This window comes from Streptomyces sp. Ag109_O5-1, assembly GCF_003814875.1.
Classification (GTDB): Bacteria; Actinomycetota; Actinomycetes; order Streptomycetales; family Streptomycetaceae; genus Streptomyces; species Streptomyces sasae.
The window spans coordinates 7,654,495-7,673,247 of sequence record NZ_RKQF01000001.1; the positions used below are offsets into that span (position 1 = coordinate 7,654,495).

Sequence of the window (18,753 nt, forward strand, 5' to 3'; positions counted from 1 at the left end):
ACGACGTGACGCGCCGCTCGGACCCTGGTCCGGGCGGCGCGGTGCTTGCAGCATGGTCAGCAGGTCCCGATGGAGCGACAATGCCGGGATGTGGCGCGGAGCGGGGGGCCGGTGGGGGCGGCGGCGCACTCCGGAGACGGACGGAGCCGAAGCGGAGCTCACGCGGTTCGGCGAACGGCTGGCGGCGCATCCCTTCAGCCCGAGCAGCTCCCGTGCGACCGGCGAGATGATCGCGGACTACGCCGCGGCCCTGGACGCCTACGAGCTGGCAGGCCGCCGCGTGCGCCGGGACGCGCAGGGCACCCTTCGGGCCCTGGACGACGGGGAGCGCGCGCTGGCTCGGCTGGACGCCCGCCTCGCCGGCGGCCCTCTCCCCGTACTGGGTCCGCTGTGCTTCTTCGATCCCCGCCACGGCCGTTCGGTCCGCGAGGTGTCCTGGACTCCCGACGGCGGAACGGCACGCATGGTGCCCGTCTGCGCGGCCGACGCCGTACGGCTCACCGAGGGGAACCCGCCGATCCGAACCGGCCGGCCGCCCGTCCCCGCCCCGCGAGAGGCACCGACCGCCACCGCTCCTGCTGCCGGACCCCGCCTGCGGGACAGGTACCCCACCCGGCAGTTGCTGCTGTGGGGCGCGTTGGGCGCCAGTGCCGGCTGTCTCGCGGTGCCGGTCGCGCTCGGCGAGGCATGGCTGGCGCTGACGGGCCTGGTCCTCCTGGCCACCATAGGCTCCCTCCCCTTGCCGCTCGGCCTGGTCGTACGTGATACGTCGGTCGCCCTCCGGGCGCTGATCCGCCGCGGACACCTGGTGACGGCGCACCACACGAGGACTCTGCCCCCGGACGTCCTGGCTTCGCGGAAGGGCTGGAGACACGAGTACGCCCACACCACCGACGACGGCTCACAGCTGACCTGGGATCGCGCGGCCTGGGACGGCACCGTGCAGCCGTTGCCCCGTCGGCGCCTGTGGTACGTCGCCGGGCACAACCCCGGGCAGGACGAACTCCACGGACCGTCCTATCCGTTCGGCCTCGGCGCGGCACTGCTCGTCAGCCTCCCGGTCTTCCTCGCCGGAGTGGCGGCCGATCTCGCGGTCTGCCCCGGACTGCTGATCTGGGCGCTCGTACACTGAGGCGGCCGACGTCAGTTCGTGTTGCCGATGGTGCCGCGGGCCGCGAGCCGGAAGTCCCTGACCGCCCGGTAGAGGATGCGCTCCCGATCGGCGGCGAGGGCGGTGTCCCCGGCTTTGCGGGTGGTGTCTCCCGCGTGGGCGTTCTCCGCCATCCGCCGCATGACCTCGGACAGTTCGCGCGAGGCACGGGTGACGCGGTCGGCCACTTCCGCGAGGGAGGCCGGTCCTTCGAGGACGACGACCTCGGCAGCGCGGTGCACCTCGCGGGCCAGGGCGACGAAGTGACGTATCTTCTCGTCGACGTCGGACAGGTCGGGTTCGTCGGGACCCAGCGCGTCGAGGATCGCGTCCATGGCGATGTCGCGGTCGTGGAGGGCGCTGAGGTAGCCCGCGTAGGCGTCACGGCGGTGTTGACGGCGCCACTGATCGTGTTGCGTTCGGGCCTGTGCCCGTCCGCTCACGACCGCGGCGCCGAGGGTGGACAGGGAACCGACGGTGGCGCCCAGCAGGGCTGCAATACCTGCGTCCATGGGGCCAGTCTGCCGGGCCGCGGAGCCTGGGCCGCGGCCGGTTCGCGCCACACGTACGCGCCCCGGTTGTCGAGGCCGTTCCGGCCGTTCCGGGTGTTCCGGGCGGGCGATGCGCGGCGGGCGCAGCGCACACACCGTGCGCTGCGCCCGCCGCGGTCGGTTCAGCTCAGCGTGCTGTCGACCGAGGACAGCGGTACGGAGTACAGCAGCCGCTGCGGGCGCGCGTTGTCGGTGCCCGACCATTTGGCGTTGATGTCGGCCGCCCACTCGGTGACCGTCCACAGCCGGCCGGTGTTCCACCAGTAGGACATGCCCTCCGTGTGCATGCCCCAGCAGGCGTAGGTGATGTCGCCACCGCAGTTGGCGGCCGCGCCGGCATTGTCGGTGAGGTTCTGCCGCCACAGGATGCCGTGCTGGTCGACGCCGCCGCGCGCGTCGTCGACGTAGAAGTCCGGTGTGCCCCCCTGGGTCTTGCTGTGCGACAGCACGCCCTGCAGACCGACGGCCTTCGTCTCGTAGATCTTGCCGTCGGCCTCCACGTAGCCGTTGCTGTCCTTGGCGAGGTAGCCCGGGTCGTTTCCGTCGAAGTTGTAGCGCCAGATGCGGGCCGGCTGGGAGCCGCCGGAGGAGAACCACTCGGTGGCGACCAGGCTGTCCGGCACGCTGCTGCGGTCGAGCGAGATGGAGGCGAAGCACGGGAAGGAGTCGTCGCTGCTGGAGACGCAGCCCCCGCCGGTGAGGCTGTAGGAGCCGATCGCCGGCATCACGTACTGGTAGCCGTCGGCGGACCAGCCGTTGCTCACCTTGCCGACCACGGAACTGTTGACGGTCGCCTGCAGGATCCGGCTCATGTCGAAGATGTACAGCTGGTTGTGATCGGCATCCCCCTCGTAGGAGGTGACGATCAGCTTGTCCTGGTACCAGACCATGCCGCCGATGTGGGACTTCAGGGCGCGGTAGTCGGTGCCGCCGTTGAGGGGGATGACGGGCAGGACCCAGCGGTACTTGAAGTTGCCCGGGTCGTTGGCGTCGATGAAGGCGATGCGGGCCATGTGGTCGCTGGTGGTGGAGCCGTTCTGGCCCCAGCCGGACAGGATCACCTTGTTGGTGCCCCACATGCCGTCGTTGTCGGCGTCGCCGCTGGACGTCACCGACTGCGGCAGCCAGTCCTGGGTCTTGTCGTCACCGGAGTCCCAGCAGTAGTAGGACTCGGCCGCCGGCTTCAGCGGCAGCGCGCTCTTCTCCATGCTGGAGCAGTCCGCCGCGTTGCGCATCGGGTGGTTGGCGCTGGCGAGCACCTGGTCGACCCCGCGGGCGGTGCCCATCTCACTGGCCAGGTTGTCCAGTGAGGAGGTCGGGACCCGGTGCTCCTGGAGTTCCAGCTTCGCGTACTCCGACGAGGAGGTGAGGGTGGTCAGTTTGCCGGGGTTGTCGCCGGGAGCCGCCTGCGCGGGGCCCGTCGGTACGATGACGAGGGCCACCGCGGAGAACGCGGCGGCCACCCCAAGTCTCAGACGGTTACCGAATATTTCAGAAGTCTTCACTCGGTAGATGCTAGGGCGCTTGTCGTGTCATGATCAATGCGGCGTGGATTCAACTGTCTTATGAAGGACGGGAGTTTACGGCCCGACCGACTCTCGGCCGCCCGCCGGCCGTGCGAACTCGGGCTGGTCGAGCAGACGCAGCCAGCTGCCGTCGGGCTGGCGCCTGACGACCTGCGCCCGTGCCCCGGTCCCGTCCTTCGGCGGGGTCGACGTGAGGGCGATGTCTCCGCTGACCAGCGTCGGCAGCGGCTGCTCCGGCTCGAAGCGGGGACCGCCGGCCAGCACCTTCTCCCACAGTGCCCGGATCGCCTCCCGACCCACCGTCAGCTCGCCGGGCGGGTATGCCAGCACTGCCTCCTCCTCGTAGAGCGCGGCGACCCCGGCCGCGTCACCGGCGTTGGACCGCTCGACGAACAAGCGGGTGATGTCCTCGGGCCGCATGGCCTTCTCGTACTCCGGCATGGCTGCCTCCTGGTGTCGGGCTCCGGTACATCCCAGCCTGGTAGCGCACCGATCAGAAGTCCAACAGATGCATCTTCTGCACACTAGAATCAGGAGTCATGGATCTGAGGCAGCTCGAATACTTCGTCGCGGTGGCCGAGGAGCGCAACTTCACCCGGGCCGCCGAGCGGGTGCACATCAGCCAGTCCGGCGTCAGCGCCCAGATCCGCCAGCTCGAACGCGAGCTCGGCGCCGAGCTGTTCGACCGGTCCGCACGCACCGTCACGCTCACCGTCGCGGGAAAGGCGGCGCTCGAACACGCCCGTGCCACGCTTGCCGCGGCCGGGGCGGTCGGCCGCGCGGTGGACGAGGTGACCGGCCTGGTCCGGGGCAGGCTCACCGTCGGGATGGTCATCGGCTGCACGCTCACCCCGCTGTTCGACGCCCTCGCGGCGTTTCACGAGGAGCATCCCAGCGTCGAGATCCTGCTGCTGGAGGACAGCTCCGACCGGCTCGTCGAAGGGGTGCGCAACGGCGCCCTCGACCTGGCGCTCGTCGGAGCCGCGGCAACCACCCCCGACGGACTGGACGCGCTGACCATCGTCAGTGAACGGCTCGTCGCGGCGGTCCCGGCCGGCCACCCGCTGGCGGAACGGCGACGGGTCACCCTGCCCGACCTGATGGGCCATCCGATCGTGTGCATGCCGACCGGCACCGGCCTGCGCACGGTGTTCGACGAGGCCTGCGCCGCACAGGGGCTCCGGCCCGCGATCGCGTTGCAGGCCAGCGCCGCGGACGCCATCGCCGACCTCGCCGCCCGCGGGCTCGGTGTGGCGGTCCTCAGCGAATCGATGGCCGTGAACCACCGTGACCGGCTCACCGCCCACACCATCGCCGACGTCGAGACACCGGCGCTGCTCGCCCTGGTCTGGAAGAGCGCGCACCAGCCCGCGGTGCGCGAGCTGCTTGTGCACAGCCGGCGGGCGTTCGCCTAGTCAGGCCGCGGCCAGCTCGCACCACACGCACTTGCCCCGGTTGCCGTATCTGGACAGCGGCTGCCAGCCCCACAGGTCCGAACAGGCCCGTACGAGCGCCAGCCCCCGCCCCTCCTCCGACTCGGCGACCTGCCCCAACGGCAAGGGAGGCTCCGGAGGTTCGGGGTCGGCATCCCGCGCCCCGATCCTGAGAGTGCCGGGAGGTGACCAGCGCACGCGCAGCGCGGCGGGGCCCTTCGTGTGCCGTACGGCGTTGGACACCAGCTCGGTGGCGAGGAGTTCGGCGACGTCCAGGAAGCGGGCGAGTCCGTGTGCGGTGAGGACGAGTCTGAGGGTGTGACGGCTGACGGCGACGGCCCGGAGGTCGTTGGGGATGGTGAGCGTGTACTCCCAGGCTTCGGGCATGCGTCATCAACTCCGCTACGTGTGGGGGAGATTCACGCACGGTGGCATTGCCGCAGCCGTCATGGCAGGAGGGAGCGGTGCGCTTCCGTAGCGTGTCCGTTGCGTCACCGACGGTAGGGGTAACATGTGTGCTCGGGCAAGCCGATCGCGTAGTAAGCCCCCGAACGAGGAGCAGTTGATGACTCTGAGGCGCGAAGCAACCGCACGTCAGATGCGCTTGGGCGTCGAACTGCGCAGACTTCGTGAGGCCGCGGGGCTCACCGCCATTGAGGCGGCAGCGCTGCTCGGGGCGAATCGCGCGCAGATGAGCCACATCGAATCAGGATTCGCGGGTGTGAGCGAGGAGAGGCTACGACGTCTCGCATCCCACTACGCCTGCACGGACGAGGAGTTCATCGACGCCTTGGTCGCCCTGTCCACCGACCGGACGCATGGCTGGTGGGAGGAGTACCGGGGACTGCTGCCCACTTCGTTCCTGGACCTCTCCGAGCTGAACCATCATGCGTCCTTCCGGCGCGACGTCGCGATCCTGTACGTACCGGGACTGTTGCAGACGGAGGAGTACGCCCGTGCCGTCTTCTCCGGCAGGGTGCCCGAACTTACCCATGAGGAGCTTGAGTTGCGTGTCCGCCACCGTATGGCGGGCCAGGAGATCAGCATCCCGTACGAGCTGGTGATCCACGAGTCGGCTCTACGGATCAGGGTCGGCGACCGTACGGCCTCCCGTGCGCAACTCGTCAAGCTCCTGGAGCTCTCCGAAGAGGAGAACACCAGCGTGCGGGTCATTCCCTTCGACCTGGACGGCTTCTCCAGAGCCGCCAGCACCATGACGTACGTGGGTGGTGCCGTACCGAAACTGGACACGGTTGTGCGTGACGTACCGCATGGGTCGGCGTTCATCGATTCCGAATCACAGCTCATCGCCTTTCGAACGCGCTTCCGTAAAGTGGAAGCCGTATCGCTCGATCCCGAACGATCGCGTGACTTCATCAACCGGCTGGCGAAAGAGCTGTGAGGCACCTCATGGACAACTGGCGGAAGTCGTCCTACTCGGGCCCGGACGACGGCAACGAGTGCGTGGAAATAACCACCACCCCCACCCACATAGCCGTCCGTGACTCCAAGGCCCCGGCCCGCGCCATTCTGACCGTCCCGGCCGGAGCCTTCACCGCGTTCATCGAGGACCTCAAAAAGGCAGGCTGGCGGAAGTCGTCCTACTCGGGCCCGGACGACGGCAACAACTGCGTGGAGATAGCAACCACCCCCACCCGTACAGCCGTCCGCGACTCCAAAACCCCCACCCGAGCCACCCTCACCTTCCCCACCCCCACCTTCAACCTCTTCCTCGAAGCCCTCAAGACCTCCCCGTCGGCGTCTCCTCGATAAGGCCGGCGTACGCACGGCAGCGCCGGCCACCGAATCGTGGCCGGCGCTGCCGTGCGGTCGGTTACTCCCCGATCGGGTTGAGGTAGGTGGCCGGGTGGGTGGCGCCGTCCTGCTTGAGGATCTGGCCGCCGAAGGGCCACTTCAGGGTGAAGGACTTCGTCTCGTTCGGCGGGGTGACGACGAACTTCGCCGGGACGAACTTCTGCTTCTTCGGCGTGGACTTGGCCACCGGGGCCAGGTTGATGCTGAAGTCCACCGTGTCCCCCTTGTGCAGGGTGATCTTGTGGGTCCTCTTGGCGGAGCGCACCAGCGACCAGGTGCCGTCGGTCGACTGGGCGCCGACCATGTCGACACCGGCGAAGCCGGACAGCGTGCAGGTGCGGTTGCTCTTGTTGGTGAACCAGATGAACGCCTGGGTCTGGTGGCGGGTCTGGTTCATTTCCGGCGCCGCGTCGCCCCCCGTGGCGAAGCCGGCCTTCAGGTCGGCCGTGTGGCAGCGGGTCGGCTGGGCCGTGGCGGCCGAGGCCGGGATGGCGGTGGCGGCGGTACCGGCGGCGGCGACGGTCGCGATGAGCACGGCGATCAGCTTGTTCTTCATGGTGTTTCGGGTTCCCCTCGGATACGGAAGTCGCGGATACGAAAGTCGCGTGGCACCGGTCGTTGTGCATCACGCTGTCCGACGACCACAACCTTGCAGCGTGATCCGTTCCAGCTGCCACACCGCCGGGGATTACGGGACGCTGGAACGCTCGCATCCACCCTGACCTGCGCAAACGGCACGTCCTTGGAACGCCCGCCGGGACGGGGGGACGACTGTCAGTCCGTGCCAGTACCGTCGGATCATGGCCAATCAGGAGGGGGCGGGGACCCCCACGGGCGAACGGCGGCTCGCCACCGTCGAAGGCGTGCTCGAACGCATCACCTACGCCAACGAGGAGAACGGCTACACCGTCGCCCGTGTCGACACCGGCAGAGGCGCCGGCGACCTGCTCACGGTCGTCGGGGCGCTGCTCGGTGCCCAGGTGGGGGAGTCGCTGCGGATGGAGGGGCGCTGGGGGTCGCATCCGCAGTACGGGAAGCAGTTCACCGTCGAGAACTACACGACCGTGCTGCCGGCCACCGTCCAGGGGATACGGCGTTACCTGGGGTCGGGGCTGGTCAAGGGCATCGGGCCGGTCTTCGCCGATCGCATCACCCAGCACTTCGGGATGGACACCCTCCGGATCATCGAGGAGGAGCCGAAGCGGCTGATCGAGGTGCCGGGGCTGGGGCCGAAGCGGACGAAGAAGATCGCCGACGCCTGGGAGGAGCAGAAGGCGATCAAGGAGGTCATGCTCTTCCTCCAGACCGTCGAGGTGTCGACGTCGATCGCCGTGCGGATCTACAAGAAGTACGGGGACGCCTCGATCTCCGTCGTGAAGAACCAGCCCTACCGGCTCGCCGCCGACGTCTGGGGCATCGGGTTCCTGACCGCCGACAAGATCGCCCAGTCCGTGGGGATCCCGCACGACAGTCCGGAGCGGGTGAAGGCGGGGCTGCAGTACGCGCTGTCCCAGTCCGCCGACCAGGGGAACTGCTACCTCCCCGAGGAACGGCTCATCGCCGATGCCGTGAAACTCCTCCAGGTCGACACCGGTCTTGTCATCGACTGCCTCGCCGAGCTGGCCGCGGAGCCGGAGGAGGGGGAGGACCCGGGTGTCGTACGAGAGAAGCTCCCCGGCCCCACCCCCGACGCCGAATCCGTCACGGCCGTCTACCTCGTCCCCTTCCACCGGGCCGAAGTGGCCCTCGCCGCACAGCTGTTGCGGCTGCTGCGGACGGGCGACGACCGTATGCCCGGTTTTCATGACGTGGACTGGGACAAGGCGCTCGCCTGGCTGAAGGACCGTACGGGGGCGGACCTCGCCCCGGAGCAGGAGGCCGCCGTCAAGCTGGCGTTGACGGAGAAGGTCGCCGTGCTGACCGGTGGGCCGGGCTGTGGCAAGTCGTTCACCGTCAGGTCCATCGTGGAGCTGGCGCGTGCGAAGAAGGCCAAGGTGGTGCTCGCGGCCCCCACCGGGCGTGCCGCGAAGCGGCTCGCCGAGCTGACCGGCGCCGAGGCCTCCACCGTGCACCGGCTGTTGGAGCTGAAACCGGGTGGCGACGCGGCCTACGACCGGGACCGGCCGCTCGACGCCGACCTGGTCGTGGTCGACGAGGCGTCGATGCTGGACCTGCTGCTCGCCAACAAGCTCGTCAAGGCCGTGGCGCCCGGCGCGCACATCCTCTTCGTCGGCGACGTCGACCAGTTGCCCAGCGTCGGGGCCGGTGAAGTGCTCCGGGACATGCTCGCCGACGACAGTCCCGTCCCGGCCGTCCGGCTCACCAAGGTCTTCCGGCAGGCCCAGCAGTCGGGTGTGGTGACCAACGCGCACCGCATCAACGCGGGGCAGCACCCCGTCACCGACGGCATGAAGGACTTCTTCCTCTTCGTCGAGGACGAGACCGAGGAGGCCGGACGGCTCGCCGTCGATGTCGCCTCCCGGCGTATTCCCGCCAAGTTCGGGCTGGATGCCCGGCGGGATGTGCAGGTGCTCGCGCCCATGCACCGGGGGCCGGCCGGCGCCGGTGTGCTCAACGGTCTGTTGCAGCAGGCCATCACCCCCGGCCGCCCCGACCTCGCCGAGAAGCGGTTCGGCGGGCGGGTCTTCCGTGTCGGCGACAAGGTCACCCAGATCCGCAACAATTACGACAAGGGCAAGAACGGTGTCTTCAACGGCACCGTGGGCGTGGTCACCTCGCTCGACCCGGTCGACCAGCGCCTCACGGTGCTGACGGACGAGGACGAGGAGGTCCCGTACGAATTCGACGAACTGGACGAACTCGCCCATGCCTACGCGGTGACCATCCACCGTTCGCAGGGGAGTGAATATCCCGCCGTGGTGATTCCGGTCACCACGGGAGCGTGGATGATGCTTCAGCGGAACCTGCTCTACACGGCGGTCACCCGGGCCAAGAGGCTGGTCGTCCTGGTCGGTTCACGCAAGGCGATCGGGCAGGCGGTGCGCACGGTGTCGGCAGGTCGGCGCTGTACGGCGCTGGACTTCAGGCTCGCCCGCGGCGGCATCACGAAAAATGATCGATCAAATGAGTCGTGAAGGTCACAGAGCACTTCCGGTTGGGGAAACAAGGGGGCAGGATGAGCAGGTTGGCGGCACTGAGTGCCGCCGATGGGCCCAATGGTCGACCCCGAGTGCACTCTCCTGCGCCAAATGGGGGATGGTAGAGACAGTCAGGGCACCTCGAAGAAGAGGCACAACGTCGGTGAGGGATGACGTGAGCGACAACTCTGTAGTACTGCGGTACGGCGACGGCGAGTACACCTACCCGGTGGTTGACAGCACCGTCGGCGACAAGGGCTTCGACATCGGGAAGCTCCGCGCCCAGACCGGTCTCGTGACCCTGGACAGCGGCTACGGCAACACCGCCGCCTATAAATCCGCCATCACCTACCTCGACGGCGAGGCCGGCATCCTCCGGTACCGCGGCTACCCGATCGAGCAGCTGGCGGAGCGCTCCACCTTCCTTGAGGTGGCGTACCTGCTGATCAACGGTGAGCTGCCGACGGTGGACGAGCTCACCGTGTTCAAGAACGAGATCACGCGGCACACCCTGCTCCACGAGGACGTCAAGAACTTCTACCGGGGCTTCCCGCGCGACGCGCACCCGATGGCCATGCTGTCGTCGGTCGTCTCGGCGCTGTCCACCTTCTACCAGGACAGCCACAACCCGTTCGACGCGAAGCAGCGCGACCTCTCCACGATCCGGCTGCTCGCCAAGCTTCCGACGATCGCCGCGTACGCGTACAAGAAGTCGGTCGGCCACCCGTTCGTCTACCCGCGCAACGACCTCTCCTACGTGGAGAACTTCCTGCGCATGACGTTCTCGGTGCCGGCGCAGGACTACGAGCTGGACCCGGTCGTCGTCTCGGCCCTGGACAAGCTGCTGATCCTGCACGCGGACCACGAGCAGAACTGTTCGACGTCGACGGTCCGTCTGGTCGGCTCGTCGCAGGCGAACATGTTCGCGTCGATCTCCGCCGGCATCTCCGCGCTCTGGGGCCCGCTGCACGGCGGCGCCAACCAGTCCGTGCTGGAGATGCTGGAGGGCATCCAGGCCAACGGCGGCGATGTCGACTCCTTCATCCGCAAGGTGAAGAACAAGGAGGACGGCGTCCGCCTGATGGGCTTCGGCCACCGGGTCTACAAGTCCTTCGACCCGCGCGCCAAGATCATCAAGTCGGCCGCGCACGACGTCCTCTCCGCTCTCGGCAAGTCCGACGAGCTGCTGGACATCGCGCTCAAGCTGGAGGAGCACGCGCTCTCCGACGACTACTTCGTCTCGCGCAACCTCTACCCGAACGTGGACTTCTACACCGGCCTGATCTACCGCGCCATGGGCTTCCCGACCGAGATGTTCACGGTCCTGTTCGCCCTCGGCCGGCTGCCGGGCTGGATCGCCCAGTGGCAGGAAATGATCAAGGAGCCGGGTTCCCGTATCGGCCGCCCGCGCCAGATCTACACGGGCGTCGTCGAGCGCGACTTCGTGCCCGTCGAGGAGCGCTGACACCTGTCGGCCAGGGGGGCGCCGTGCTGATCGGTGCCCCCGTCGTGCGGACGTAGCGCGTACGGACGTAGCACGCGCCGACATACGCGTACGGACGTACGCGTACGGACGTACGCGTACGGGCATAGCAGAAGGCGCCCTGGAGCACCGGTCCCCCCACGGGCCGGCGACCAGGGCGCCTTCCCGTGTCCCGGTGCGGATTCCCCCCACGGGATCCGGCCGGGCGCTCGGTACGGCAGCGCCTGAATCGCTGCTTTGAGCACAACGAGCAGAACTCGCCGTACTACTGCATCCAGTGATGCGGTGCGATCTGCCGGGACCCGTACAGCACGGGAGGGCCGCTCAAAGCTTCCCGTCGTACGTGCCCCGGCAACGCATCTCTGAGGAAGTCCCCCAAGACATCCCCAGATGCCAGGTCAGCGCCCCCCAAGACGCTTCTCTGACATCGCCAACTTAGACCTTCGAAGCCCTTCGATGGTTACGTTCACATCACTGTGATCTGCGTCTCTTGCATCTGTCCTATAGATGCGCAAGAGCCCCGATATGGCGATCGGAGCTCAAGCGTAAGGATGATGCGCGAGCCTTGTGAAGAGCTTATGTGAGGTGCGCGTTGGACTCTAGGGGGACCGTGACATCCGATGGGTCGAACCGTCGGTAACTTTCAGCGGAAGGTACGCAACCGCAGACTGTTGGTCACCACGAACACCGACGAGAAGGCCATTGCGGCCCCCGCGATCATCGGGTTCAGCAGCCCGGCGGCGGCCAGTGGGAGCGCGGCCACGTTGTAGCCGAAGGCCCACACCAGGTTGCCCTTGATGGTGGCGAGGGTCCGCCGGGACAGCCGGATCGCGTCCGCCGCCACCCGCAGATCGCCGCGCACCAGGGTCAGATCGCCGGCCTCGATCGCCGCGTCCGTCCCCGTGCCCATCGCGAGCCCCAGATCGGCGGTGGCCAGCGCCGCCGCGTCGTTGACGCCGTCACCGACCATGGCGACGCTCCGCCCCTCGCCCTGCAGCCGTCGTACGACGTCGACCTTGTCCTCGGGCAGCACCTCGGCGATCACGTGCTCGGAGTCGATGCCGACCGCCCGCGCGACCGCCTCGGCCACCGCCCGGTTGTCCCCGGTCAGCAGTACCGGCGTGAGCCCGAGCGCGCGCAGTTCGCGCACCGCCTCGGCGCTGGACTCCTTGACCGTGTCGGCGACGGCGAGCACACCCCGCGCCGCCCCGTCCCACCCGACCAGGACGGCCGTACGACCCTCCTGCTCGGCCCGGGAACGCGCCAGTGCCAGCTCCTCCGGCACGGTCTCGAAGAGGCGCCCCACGGTCACCTCGCGGCCCGCCACGCGCCCGCGTACGCCCCGTCCCGGGATGTTCTCGAAGTGCTCGACCGCGGGCAGCTTCCCGACCCGGTCCTCGGCCCCCGCGGCGATCGCCCGGGCTACGGGATGCTCGGAGGCGTGTTCGAGGGCGCCCGCGAGCCGCAGCACCTCGGCCTCGTCGGTGCCCTCGGCGGCGTACACCTCCTGAAGGCTCATCCGCCCGGTGGTCACCGTCCCCGTCTTGTCCAGGACGACGGTGTCGACCCGGCGGGTGGACTCCAGCACCTCGGGGCCCTTGATGAGGATGCCGAGCTGCGCGCCCCGCCCGGTGCCGACCATCAGGGCGGTCGGCGTGGCCAGGCCCAGGGCGCACGGGCAGGCGATGATCAGCACGGCCACGGCGGCCGTGAACGCGGCGGCCGTGTCACCGGTGACGCCCAGCCAGACCCCGAAGGTGGCGAGCGCGATCACGATGACGACCGGGACGAACACGGCGGAGATCCGGTCGGCGAGGCGCTGCACCTCGGCCTTGCCGTTCTGCGCGTCCTCCACCAGCCTCGCCATCCGCGCCAGCTGGGTGTCGGCGCCGACCCGGGCGGCCTCGACGACCAGCCGGCCCCCCGCGTTGACGGTCGCGCCCGTGACGGCGTCGCCGACGGCCACGTCCACCGGCACCGACTCGCCGGTCAGCATCGACGCGTCCACCGCCGACGCGCCCTCCACCACGGTCCCGTCGGTGGCGATCTTCTCCCCGGGCCGTACGACGAACCGGTCGCCGACGGCCAGGGACGCCACCGGAACCCGCACCTCACGGCCGCCCCGCAGGACGGCCACGTCCTTGGCGCCCAGCTCCATCAGGGCCTTGAGGGCCGCGCCCGCCCGGCGCTTGGAGCGCGCCTCCAGATAGCGGCCGAGCAGGATCAGCGCGACGACCCCGGCCGCCACCTCCAGATAGATCGTCGACGCGCTGTCCATCCGCGAGACGGTGAACCGGAACTCGTCGTGCATCCCGGCCATGCCCGCGTCGCCGAAGAACAGCGCCCACAGCGACCAGCCGAACGCGGCCAGCGTGCCGACCGAGACCAGGGTGTCCATGGTGGCCGCACCGTGCCGGGCGTTGGTCCAGGCGGCCCGGTGGAACTGCCAGCCGCCCCAGACGACGACGGGAGCGGCGAGGGTCAGGGACAGCCACTGCCAGTTGTCGAACTGCAGGGCCGGAACCATGGCGAGCAGCACCACCGGCGCCGCGAGCAGGACGGAGACGAGGAGACGGTGGCGCAGGGCGGCGAGTTCGGGATCCCGGTCGGGCCCGGCTTCCTGCGAGGGCTGCGGCTGTGGCGGCGCGGGTTCCTCGGCCGTGTACCCGGTCTTCACCACCGTGGCGATCAGGTCGGCGACCTGAACCCCCCCGGGGTATGTGACCTTCGCCTTCTCGGTTGCGTAGTTCACGGTGGCGGTGACGCCGTCCATACGGTTGAGCTTCTTCTCGACCCGGGCGGCACAGGAGGCGCAGGTCATGCCGCCGATGAGCAGCTCGACCTCGGAGGTCCCGGCCGGCGGTGGCGGGGCTATCGGTGTCTCGGCGGTGGTGGTGCTGGTCATGTCCGGACTCCAGACATCGGACCGGGCCGCACGGATCCAGTATCAGCTGGTCGGCGCGGCCCGGCGGAGAGATACGTGTCAGTCGTACGTACTGCTCGTACTGCTGGTGTTGCTCGTGCGGTGGATCTCAGGCGCGGCCGACGAGCTCGTAGCCGGCCTCGTCGACGGCGGTGCGCACGGCCTCCTCGTCGAGCGGGGTCTCGGAGACCACCGTGACCTCGCCGGTGGCCGCGACGGCCTTGACCGACGTGACGCCCGGGAGCTCGGAGAGCTCGGCGGAGATGGAACCCTCGCAGTGTCCGCAGCTCATTCCGGTCACCTTGTAGACGGCGGTCACGGAGCCCGGGGCGTCGGTCTGGGCGGTCATGTCGTTCTCCTCGTCGAGGCGTGTGGGGCCGATGGGGCCGATGGGGCTCACGAGGGAGCTCCACTGTTTCCCAAACACTATACCCCTAGGGGGTATTTCTCCAAGAGGGGTCGCGGCGCGCCAGCGAATTCACCCAGGCGATGCCGAGCAGCGAGACGAGCACCAGCAGACCGACCGAGAACAGGGTGAAGAGATGTTCCTGTTCGGCCGTGGGGCGCGGGATGTATCCCTCGGCGAACAGCTGCCGCTCCGGTCCGCCGCCGGCCAGCTGTCCCACCAGCCAGATCGCCACGCCGTGCGTGGAGTCCCACAGAGCGTGCAGCAGGGTGACGCCGAGACAGGTGGCGAAGGCCGGAGCGGTGAACCGGAAGCGCCCGTTCGGGCGGCGGTACGACAGCAGGACGCCGCCCGCGATCGCCGTCCACAGACCGTGCCCGAAGGGGGTCAGCACCCCGCGCAGGATCTCCGTCTCGATCAGCGCCCGCAGGTCGATGCCCTCGGTGGAGACCGCCGCGTTGAAGGCGTACCCCGAGCTCTCCAGGGCCGCGAAGCCGAAGCCGACGGCGGCGCCGAGCACCAGACCGGCCCGTATGCCCCGGATCCCGGGCAGCCGGCGCAGCACGAACACCAGCGCGGCGAGCTTCACCGCCTCCTCGATCAGGCCGACGGACACGAACATCCCCCAGGACGGGTGGACGAGGTAGAACTCCATCACCGAGGCGCCCAGCACCCCGAGCGTGCCGCCGGTCAGGAAACAGCCGAGGATCGCGCTGACGCCCAGGTCGCGGCCGTGCCGCTCGTACGCCCACAGCACGAAGGCGACCGGCACGAGAAAGCTGCCGAGCAGGATCAGGGTCGGCAGCAGCGTGGTGTTCCGCGTCGCGTACGTGACCATCGCGGTCAGCACCCACAGGGCGAGCCCGCCGCCGAGGCAGCGCTTCCACAGGCCCGCGCCGATACGAGGGTACGGCGGTGGCGGCTGCTGCGGACCGGGGATACGGGCCTGCGGCCGGCCGGGGTACGAGTGGGTCACGGCGGGGTCCCCCTGGTGCTCCTGCGGGTGCGCACGGCTGTATATGAAAATGGGGCGATTCAGTCGAACTTTAGGCATTCGCATCGCATGTCGCAGTTCGAAGAACCCGGGGGAGTGGCCGTTCGGCGCCCGCGTGGCCCAACCCGGTCGACGTGCCGGCGCCGGGCGCGTGTCTCTGCGATGCACTTCACGCGCGTGACATCGAACTTCGCAGCCTCCCCGCGGATCTTGTATGCGCCGGCCTTCGCCCTGCGAGACCTGTCCACCCGGTTGCGGCGACCGGCCCCCGTACCCACGAAAAGCGACCTCTGTGATCCACGAGACGGCCCAGCCCGACAGCACGGCGTTCCCGCGGCCCCAGGCGGGAGCAGGCCGGTGAGAGTCAGCATCGTGGGCGGGGCATCGCGGGTCTGGTGTGCGCCCTGAGCCTGCACGCCGTGGGCTTGATGGGCATGAACGGCGGCTCCCGGTCCGTCGTCGACGGCCGGGTGCCGGCCTGGTGCCTGGCCCGGGACGACGACCCGGTGGCCGCGATGCGCCATTACGACGAGATGCGCCGCCCCGCGGTCAACGCGATCGTGCTGGGCAACCGGGAACCCGGGCCGGAAGCGATCACCGCCCGAGCCGCGGAACACGGCGGCCCCCTGCCCCACGGCGAGGCCGAGAGGATCCCGCACCGCTACAAGGAACTGGCCGGTGCGACCGCGACCCAGGTGAACGACCATCCGTCATGGAGCCGACCGACACCCGGAGAACGGGGCACGGACCTCGATCGCAGCGCCTAACCTTCCCGGAGTCGTCCGAAGGGAATGTGCATGCGAGCCGTCGTCTTCGAGCACTACGCCACGCCCGCCGAGGTGCGGGACGTCCCCGACCCCCGTCCCGCGCCTCACGGCGTGGTGGTCCGCGTCGAGGCCACCGGGCTCTGCCGGAGCGACTGGCACGGCTGGATGGGTCACGACCCGGACATCACCCTCCCGCACGTCCCCGGTCATGAACTCGCCGGTGTCGTCGAGTCCGTCGGCGCCGGGGTGACCGGCCGGCGCCCCGGCGACCGGGTCACGGTCCCCTTCGTCTGCGCCTGCGGCAGCTGCCCGTCCTGTGCGGCCGGTGACCAGCAGGTCTGTGAACGCCAGACCCAGCCCGGCTTCACCCACTGGGGCTCCTTCGCCCAGTACGTGGCCCTGGACCACGCGGACGTGAACCTGGTGGCCATCCCTGACGACATGTCATACGGCACCGCCGCCTCCCTGGGCTGCCGCTTCGCGACCGCCTTCCGCGCGGTGGTGCAGCAGGGCGGGGTCGCGGCGGGGGAGTGGGTGTCGGTGTACGGCTGCGGGGGTGTGGGCCTGTCGGCGGTGATGATCGCGGCCGCGTCGGGGGCGCGGGTGGTGGCGGTCGACGTGTCGCCCCAGGCCCTGGAGCTGGCAAGGAAGTTCGGTGCGGTCCACGGTGTGGACGCGAGGGACACCGACGACCCGGCGGCGGCGGTCCGCGACCTCACCGCCGGCGGCAGCCACCTCTCCCTGGACGCCCTCGGCTCACCGGCCACCGCCGCCGCGTCGGTCAACTCCCTGCGCCGCCGCGGCCGTCACGTCCAGGTGGGTCTGCTCCCGTCCCCGGACGGCAACACCCCGCTGCCGATGGCCCGCGTCATCGCCCTGGAACTCCGACTCCTCGGCAGCCACGGCATGGCCGCCCACACCTACCCCGCCATGCTGGAACTGGTCCGCGCCGGCATCCTGCGCCCCGACCGCCTCGTGACCTCCACGATCACCCTGGACGCGGTCCCGGCGGCCCTGGCGGCGATGGGCACGGCCCCGGGGGCGGGGGTGACGGTCGTCGAACCGTGGGCCTGACGCGTTCGCCGCCCCGCCCCCCCGGCGGGCGGGGCGGGGCGGCTCAGGCCTCTCTGCGGCCCCTGTTGCCCGGCCGGGAGGCGACCCAGGCGCGCACCGTGTCGGCGTACCAGTAGGGCTTGCCGCGCTCGACATGGTCGGGGGGCGGGAGGAGACCGTGTTTGCGGTACGAACGGACGGTGTCGGGCTGCACCCGGATGTGTGCCGCGATCTCCTTGTAGGACCAGAGCCTTCGGTCGGTCATGAGATGCACCTCCCTGCGCGCACCGCGGCGGCGACCGGGGAGGTCGGCGGGGGAGCCGGGCGCTGCGCTGGCGATCACAAAGCCTGTGCCCGGTGAACGACGGAGAGTGACTGCGCGCTAGGGGCTGTGGACCAGGTGTGACCAAGAGCCCGCGTAGGTGTGACATGTGTGACACAAGGAGGGTGTTTGTGACACGACTGAGGCACTCGCGCATCCACCCGTCAACGTGAACGACTCTCATCCTCTCGTCCGAATGTCCAGACAAACCATTGACAGCACTCCCGCTGCGGGGCTACAAACCGGGGGAGAGCCGTGACGAAGGGAAGCCGATGGCGTACGACCTGATCACCATGGGGCGGATCGGGGTGGACCTCTATCCACTCCAGACCGGCGTCCCGCTCGCCCAGGTGTCGTCCTTCGGCAAGTTCCTCGGTGGATCGGCGACGAACGTGGCCGTCGCTGCCGCCCGGCTCGGTCACAGCACCGCCGTCATCACCCGCACCGGCGAGGACGCCTTCGGCGCCTATCTGCACGAGGCCCTCCAGGGCTTCGGCGTCGACGACCGCTGGGTCACCTCCGTACCCGGCCTCAACACCCCCGTCACGTTCTGCGAGATCTTCCCGCCGGACGACTTCCCGCTGTACTTCTACCGGCAGCCCAAGGCCCCGGACCTGGAGATCGACGCCCACGAACTGGACCTCGACGCCATCCGCGACACCCGGATCTTCTGGATCACCGGCACCGGCCTGAGCGAGGAGCCCAGCCGCACGGCGACTTTCGCGGCCCTCGCCCACCGCGCCAAGTCGGGTACGACGGTCTTCGACCTGGACTGGCGGCCGATGTTCTGGAAGGACCCGGCCTCGGCCCGCCCGTTCTACGCGGAGGCGCTGAAGCACACCACCGTCGCCGTCGGCAATCTCGACGAGGTCGAGATCGCGACCGGCGTGCGCGAGCCGCAGGCCGCCGCGCAGGCGCTGCTGGACGCCGGTGTCGAGATCGCCGTGGTCAAGCAGGGCCCCAAGGGCGTCCTCGCCGTCCACCGGAACGGCGACTCCGCCGAGGTGCCGCCTCTGCCTGTGAACGTTCTCAACGGCCTCGGCGCCGGAGACGCCTTCGGCGGCTCCCTCTGCCACGGCCTCCTCGAAGGCTGGGACCTGGAGAAGATCATGCGGCACGCCAACGCGGCCGGCGCCATCGTCGCCTCGCGACTGGAGTGCTCCTCCGCGATGCCGACCCCGGACGAGATCGACGCCGCGCTCGCCGCCGGAGCGGTGCTGTGAGGGCCGGCC

General features: G+C 69.5%; 18 protein-coding genes and 1 pseudogene. 10 read left to right on the forward strand and 9 right to left on the reverse strand.

All coding sequences use genetic code 11. The features are described 5' to 3' along the window. Positions 1-88: 88 nt before the first annotated feature. Positions 89-1,132, forward strand: a complete 1,044-nt coding sequence (locus EDD90_RS34750; RefSeq protein WP_123976832.1) for a hypothetical protein — start codon at positions 89-91, stop codon at positions 1,130-1,132. 11 nt (positions 1,133-1,143) lie between these two features. On the opposite strand, the gene EDD90_RS34755 is transcribed toward EDD90_RS34750, so the two are convergent. From EDD90_RS34755 to EDD90_RS34765, 3 genes are all read right to left on the reverse strand, one after another. Continuing rightward, complete coding sequence (locus EDD90_RS34755; protein ID WP_123976833.1) at positions 1,144-1,662, reverse strand: proline dehydrogenase; 519 nt, start codon at positions 1,660-1,662, stop codon at positions 1,144-1,146. Positions 1,663-1,823: 161 nt separating this feature from the next. Beyond that, a complete protein-coding gene (locus EDD90_RS34760) occupies positions 1,824-3,206 on the reverse strand; it encodes a hypothetical protein (protein ID WP_260328306.1) in 1,383 nt (460 codons plus the stop codon). Between the two features lie 75 nt (positions 3,207-3,281). After that, entirely contained in the window at positions 3,282-3,668 is a 387-nt protein-coding gene (locus EDD90_RS34765) for a nuclear transport factor 2 family protein (RefSeq protein ID WP_123976834.1), read from the reverse strand. 98 nt (positions 3,669-3,766) lie between these two features. On the opposite strand from EDD90_RS34765, the gene EDD90_RS34770 reads away from it, so the two are divergent. Next, the gene (locus EDD90_RS34770) at positions 3,767-4,642 is read left to right on the forward strand and encodes a LysR family transcriptional regulator (protein ID WP_123976835.1); all 876 of its coding nucleotides are present in this window, start codon (positions 3,767-3,769) and stop codon (positions 4,640-4,642) included. Here the strand turns inward: EDD90_RS34770 and EDD90_RS34775 are convergent, their stop codons facing one another. Next, positions 4,643-5,047, reverse strand: a complete 405-nt coding sequence (locus EDD90_RS34775; protein ID WP_123976836.1) for an ATP-binding protein — start codon at positions 5,045-5,047, stop codon at positions 4,643-4,645. Between the two features lie 178 nt (positions 5,048-5,225). On the opposite strand from EDD90_RS34775, the gene EDD90_RS34780 reads away from it, so the two are divergent. The 3 genes and pseudogenes from EDD90_RS34780 to EDD90_RS57770 all read left to right on the forward strand — a co-directional run bounded on the left by EDD90_RS34780 (position 5,226) and on the right by EDD90_RS57770 (position 6,433). After that, a complete protein-coding gene (locus EDD90_RS34780; protein ID WP_123976837.1) occupies positions 5,226-6,062 on the forward strand; it encodes a helix-turn-helix transcriptional regulator in 837 nt (278 codons plus the stop codon). An 8-nt stretch (positions 6,063-6,070) separates the two neighbouring features. Continuing rightward, positions 6,071-6,226, forward strand: a pseudogene (locus EDD90_RS57765) (DUF397 domain-containing protein); the annotation flags it as partial. Beyond that, a complete protein-coding gene (locus tag EDD90_RS57770; protein WP_260328779.1) occupies positions 6,224-6,433 on the forward strand; it encodes a DUF397 domain-containing protein in 210 nt (69 codons plus the stop codon). The pseudogene EDD90_RS57765 and the gene EDD90_RS57770, both read left to right, overlap by 3 nt. Positions 6,434-6,494: 61 nt before the next feature. Here EDD90_RS57770 and EDD90_RS34790 read toward each other — a convergent pair whose 3' ends face one another. Next, positions 6,495-7,031, reverse strand: coding sequence for a DUF4232 domain-containing protein (locus tag EDD90_RS34790; protein WP_123976839.1), 537 nt, complete (start codon positions 7,029-7,031; stop codon positions 6,495-6,497). Between the two features lie 244 nt (positions 7,032-7,275). Between EDD90_RS34790 and EDD90_RS34795 the strand changes: the two genes are divergently transcribed. Then, a complete protein-coding gene (locus EDD90_RS34795) occupies positions 7,276-9,570 on the forward strand; it encodes an ATP-dependent RecD-like DNA helicase (RefSeq protein WP_123976840.1) in 2,295 nt (764 codons plus the stop codon). A gap of 178 nt (positions 9,571-9,748) precedes the next feature. Continuing rightward, positions 9,749-11,038: a citrate synthase gene (locus tag EDD90_RS34800; RefSeq protein WP_123976841.1), complete on the forward strand. Its 1,290-nt coding sequence runs from the start codon at positions 9,749-9,751 to the stop codon at positions 11,036-11,038. Between the two features lie 661 nt (positions 11,039-11,699). Here the strand turns inward: EDD90_RS34800 and EDD90_RS34805 are convergent. The 3 genes from EDD90_RS34805 to EDD90_RS34815 form a co-directional block, all read right to left on the reverse strand. Next, entirely contained in the window at positions 11,700-13,961 is a 2,262-nt protein-coding gene (locus EDD90_RS34805) for a cation-translocating P-type ATPase (RefSeq protein ID WP_123976842.1), read from the reverse strand. Positions 13,962-14,088: 127 nt separating this feature from the next. Next, positions 14,089-14,328, reverse strand: a complete 240-nt coding sequence (locus EDD90_RS34810; protein WP_123981968.1) for a heavy-metal-associated domain-containing protein — start codon at positions 14,326-14,328, stop codon at positions 14,089-14,091. Between the two features lie 85 nt (positions 14,329-14,413). Then, positions 14,414-15,361 carry a PrsW family intramembrane metalloprotease gene (locus EDD90_RS34815; protein ID WP_123976843.1) on the reverse strand — a complete coding sequence of 316 codons (948 nt, stop codon included), beginning with the start codon at positions 15,359-15,361 and terminating at the stop codon, positions 14,414-14,416. A 437-nt stretch (positions 15,362-15,798) separates the two neighbouring features. Here EDD90_RS34815 and EDD90_RS34820 point away from each other — a divergent pair, with 437 nt between their 5' ends. Together EDD90_RS34820 and EDD90_RS34825 are read left to right on the forward strand one after the other, a co-directional pair. After that, a complete protein-coding gene (locus tag EDD90_RS34820) occupies positions 15,799-16,146 on the forward strand; it encodes a hypothetical protein (protein WP_260328307.1) in 348 nt (115 codons plus the stop codon). Between the two features lie 30 nt (positions 16,147-16,176). Next, on the forward strand, positions 16,177-17,220 hold the full coding sequence (locus EDD90_RS34825; RefSeq protein ID WP_123976844.1) for a zinc-dependent alcohol dehydrogenase family protein: 1,044 nt from the start codon (positions 16,177-16,179) through the stop codon (positions 17,218-17,220). 43 nt (positions 17,221-17,263) lie between these two features. Here EDD90_RS34825 and EDD90_RS34830 read toward each other — a convergent pair whose 3' ends face one another. Continuing rightward, complete coding sequence (locus EDD90_RS34830) at positions 17,264-17,464, reverse strand: AlpA family transcriptional regulator (RefSeq protein ID WP_123976845.1); 201 nt, start codon at positions 17,462-17,464, stop codon at positions 17,264-17,266. Positions 17,465-17,793: 329 nt separating this feature from the next. Between EDD90_RS34830 and iolC the strand changes: the two genes are divergently transcribed. Continuing rightward, the gene (gene iolC / locus EDD90_RS34835; protein ID WP_123976846.1) at positions 17,794-18,744 is read left to right on the forward strand and encodes a 5-dehydro-2-deoxygluconokinase; all 951 of its coding nucleotides are present in this window, start codon (positions 17,794-17,796) and stop codon (positions 18,742-18,744) included. The last annotated feature ends 9 nt before the right edge of the window (positions 18,745-18,753 follow it).